Here is a 3,844-nt window from a genome sequence, read left to right as displayed (position 1 = left end):
TTGTCAACCAATCTTACACAGCCCAAAGTGCGCCGCAATAGCGACTCTTGTTCGGGTGTGGGGTAAAATCGGTAGCGATAGCTTTTCCATGTCTCACATTTTAGCATATATTTCGTAAATGTGATAATATTTAACAGTAAAGCCGTCGTAGAACGACGGGGTTTCAGACCCAAAATTTTCGATGATTTCTAGGGTTTGGCCAGGGAATTGGGTGAGAAGTCAGTCCCGATGAAAAAATTTTCACCCCCACAGATGAAAGAGGTTTCCTTCCTACACCCCACACCCCACATCCTCTTTCAAGTCAGGAGATAGTATTGAGCTTTTTAGCCGTCAGCCATCAGCTTTTTCTCCCTGCTCCCCGCACCCTTCTGCCAAGTCTGGCGCTCTAGGCTGTCATTTTCTTCCCTAGCCACCCGGATTAAGAGGGCTGCTAAAAAGAGACTGGCTAAACTGGAACTGCCGCCATAACTAAAGAGGGGGAAAGGTAAGCCGGTAGTGGGTAAAGAACCAGTGGCCACACCGATATTTAACAGGGATTGACCGATCAAAATTACCATCGCCCCGATCGCCACTAATTTTTTGATGCGATGACGACATTTAACCGCCACGATCAGGGCGAGAGTGGCGTAGAGAAATAGCATGATTAACAGTAAAATACCGCCAATAAAACCAAATTCCTCACCAAAGACAGCGAAAATAAAATCCGTATCCGGGAAGGGTAGATAAAATAATTTTTGTTGGGATAAACCGTAACCGCTGCCGGTGGTTCCGCCAGAACCGATCGCCAGTAAACTCTGCACCAATTGATAACCATCACCCCGGGGATCCTGCCAGGGGTCTAAGAAAGATAAAATCCGTTTTCTCTGGTATTCGCGGAAAGTAACACTAACCACGGCCATAGTTACACCCAGTAAAGCGCTGCTGGTCATGTAGGATAAAGGCAGACCAGAGGCAAGAGCGATCAGCCAGAGAGTTATACCACACAGAGCAGTGGTACTCAAGTTAGGTTGTAAGAGGATGCCCGCTAGAATTAGCCCGAAAATAGCGATCCAAGTTAACCGTTGATTGACATTTAAACGCGGCCAACCACCGAAAACCGCCGCCCCTTGCAGGACGAGAAACGGTTTCATAAATTCCGACGGTTGCAAGAGAATCGGCCCGATTTTAATCCAACGGGTGGCTCCGTTGATATTCGCTCCCAAACCAGGGATGAGAGTGATCAAAATTAATCCTAAAACTAATAAAATCATCCAGGGTGCGATTTTGAGCAGATTCTCGATCGGCAATCGCACCAGGAAATTAAAGCCAATTAAGCCAATCCAAAGCCAGATTAATTGGCGGATAAAATAGTATAGTCCGTTATCAAAGCGACTGTCAGCCAGAGCGTAGGAAGCCGAAAAAAGCACGACTAACCCCACTAACAGCCACAAGAAAGTCATCGAGCGCAATAATCGCGCTTCGGCTGACCAGTTTTTCACATCGGGGTCAAAAATAGGAATAATGTATTGCCACACGGAGATTTTCGAGAAGAAGTATCTTGTACAGATTAACCGAAAAGACTAGGCTCGATCGCAGTTTGTTCCACTATCCGACGGCGACATGACCGATTAAACCCGCGTTTTCACCGTGCCATTCTAGGGTATCACCGATCGCCTGACCGTCATGATAGGCAGCCAAGAGAATTTCCGCCGTTTTCCCCCAAACAATATTACCCTGACGATCAAGGGAAATCATGCCCAGATCCCGACCATTAGTTTGGGATTCGTGCATCGATTTCTCCACGGCAGCGGCGAGGGAAAAACCATCGCTGACGCGAATGACCACCTTAGCGGCTAAACACTCATCAATAATATCTTCCCCGACTCCCGTGCAACTTACGCCCGCCCATGGATTCGCATAATTGCCGGCCGGCATGGCACTGTCACTAACGCGACCGATTCTTTCTAGTCCCTTACCTCCGGTAGAAGTTCCGGCGGCGATGTCTCCTTGCTGGTCGAGAGCCACCACCCCGATAGTTCCCCGTTGCGCTGAGGAGTCGGCGAATAAACGGGCCATTTTGCGATTAAAATTCGTCTTTCTTTCCTCCATCCATTCTTGAATCCGATAATCGGTGAGGGGATCATAGAGGGGAATTTGTAATTCTCTGGCCAAATCGGCAGCTCCAATTTCCGAGAGAATGCGATCCTCTTGACTTTGGAGAAATTGAGCGAGGCTAATGGGATTCTGTACCCGCGAGACGTTAATGACACCGCTTAAACGCTGGTGACGACCATCCATCAAGGCTGCGCTCATTCGCACCTGACCGTCCGATTGCACCACCGAACCAGTCCCGGCATTAAATCGCGGTTCATCCTCCAGTAACATACATCCTTTTGTCACCGCCTCCACAGCACTCGCACCATTGTCAAGGAGGTTGTAAATATTCTTAACAATCCCCCGGAGAGAATCGCGTACTGATTCTAAACCACCTTTGTCCTCTAGGGAACTCGCTCCCCCATGAATAATTAACTTCGGATTTACTCTGGTCATTATTGTTCTAACATCATATTACCGCTCGGATCTAAACTATCACGTTATCGCTACTCCGCTTCTCCAGTGTCGTCTTAACCAGTAAGTAGGGTTTGCGGCAAAAAGTTTTTCCTGGGGACAGGGTGCGGGGTGCGGGGTGTGGGGTGTGGGGTGTGGGGTTTTACCCATTTTCAGGGGGTCAATTACCTAATTTTCAGGGAAAAAGTCCCGGAATTTTGCCCCGATCACTCCCATATCCGGTACTTTTTGATTGACAAAAAATCTAAAAGTGTTACCCAACAAGGTTTTCAGATTTATTCAGCCAACCCTAATTACTCACCGTTCGCTCCTTTCTGGAAGCGAGAATTTGCTCAATTGTCTCAAATACAGTCTAGCCAACACATTGACCGTTCTCACCGAAATTTATCAGTACATAAAGACTATTTTGAGGTTAACGAATTGATTGGGGATTTGAGTGGGTAAGTGCCAATCAACCCCCTCAAAGCCTAATTATCAACGAGCCTTGAAAAGAGGGCGAACGAGGGGACTTGAACCCCCGAGTGGTGGAACCACAATCCACTGCCTTAACCACTTGGCTACGCTCGCCGTACACCTTTTCAAGTATAGCACAAGACGAATGGTTGACAAGAGGTTTTTTATCCTAATTCAGGCTATGGTTAGGGTAAGTGAGTGATGATTTGAGAGCTTATGAAATTGGCGCGGTTAGGGGGAATAGTGTTAGGAGTGGTTTTAGGGGGAATTGCGGGGATATTGCTGACAACTAACCCTAATCGTCAAGATTACGAACAATACGCTTCCCAGAGGTTAACTAGCTATCTTAAGGATAATGTCTGCGCTCGGGCGCAAGCTTCCCTCGAGGTGCAAGCTCTCTTACGGGGTTACTGTAAAATGTTGGTGGATACGGGTCATCCTTTTTTACAAGAAGCGATCGCCACTCACACCACTAGAAAGAATTTTGTCATTTTCAGCGTTTATCAAACGGAATTATGGTTCCCTCCCCCTTTACCTAGTTATCACTTCAGCACCGTCGGTTTTTTGAACAAATTATACATCTACGAAGCTTTAGAACTGTAGTCAGGCAATTGAAATTTTCCGAGAGTAAATCCTGATGGTAGTGATTTTATTGTAGTGGTGATAGCTGAAACTTTTGCTAATTGGGCATTGTAGCCGACATTCCGCACATCTTCATATACTTTTATCCCACATTCCGCACCCTCAACTGTCACATAAGCTGTCCCCCTCCAGAGACTTGAGTAAAAATACTTATCTGGTGAAGGTTTTCTCGGTGGCCGTTAGGGGGATATTGAGACCCCTA

4 protein-coding genes and 1 tRNA gene are annotated in these 3,844 nt (G+C 46.9%); 1 reads left to right on the top strand and 4 read right to left on the bottom strand.

From position 1 onward, the window contains the following. From EWV66_RS13420 to EWV66_RS13405, 4 genes are all read right to left on the bottom strand, one after another. A partial coding sequence (locus EWV66_RS13420; RefSeq protein WP_287107344.1) for a helix-turn-helix domain-containing protein occupies nt 1-107 on the bottom strand: 107 nt, incomplete at its 3' end. 216 nt (nt 108-323) lie between these two features. Next, nucleotides 324-1,514, bottom strand: coding sequence for an FtsW/RodA/SpoVE family cell cycle protein (locus tag EWV66_RS13415; protein ID WP_052278017.1), 1,191 nt, complete (start codon nt 1,512-1,514; stop codon nt 324-326). Nucleotides 1,515-1,584: 70 nt separating this feature from the next. Beyond that, entirely contained in the window at nt 1,585-2,529 is a 945-nt protein-coding gene (locus EWV66_RS13410; RefSeq protein WP_004161566.1) for an isoaspartyl peptidase/L-asparaginase, read from the bottom strand. 512 nt (nt 2,530-3,041) lie between these two features. Beyond that, a tRNA-His gene (locus EWV66_RS13405) sits at nt 3,042-3,114 on the bottom strand. A 102-nt stretch (nt 3,115-3,216) separates the two neighbouring features. Between EWV66_RS13405 and EWV66_RS13400 the strand changes: the two genes are divergently transcribed. Next, the gene (locus EWV66_RS13400) at nt 3,217-3,603 is read left to right on the top strand and encodes a DUF4359 domain-containing protein (RefSeq protein WP_002757343.1); all 387 of its coding nucleotides are present in this window, start codon (nt 3,217-3,219) and stop codon (nt 3,601-3,603) included. Nucleotides 3,604-3,844 lie beyond the last annotated feature (241 nt).

The organism is Microcystis sp. M_OC_Ca_00000000_C217Col (genome assembly GCF_007095585.1).
GTDB lineage: Bacteria > Cyanobacteriota > Cyanobacteriia > Cyanobacteriales > Microcystaceae > Microcystis > Microcystis panniformis.
This window is presented reverse-complemented; position numbering and strand designations above follow the sequence as displayed.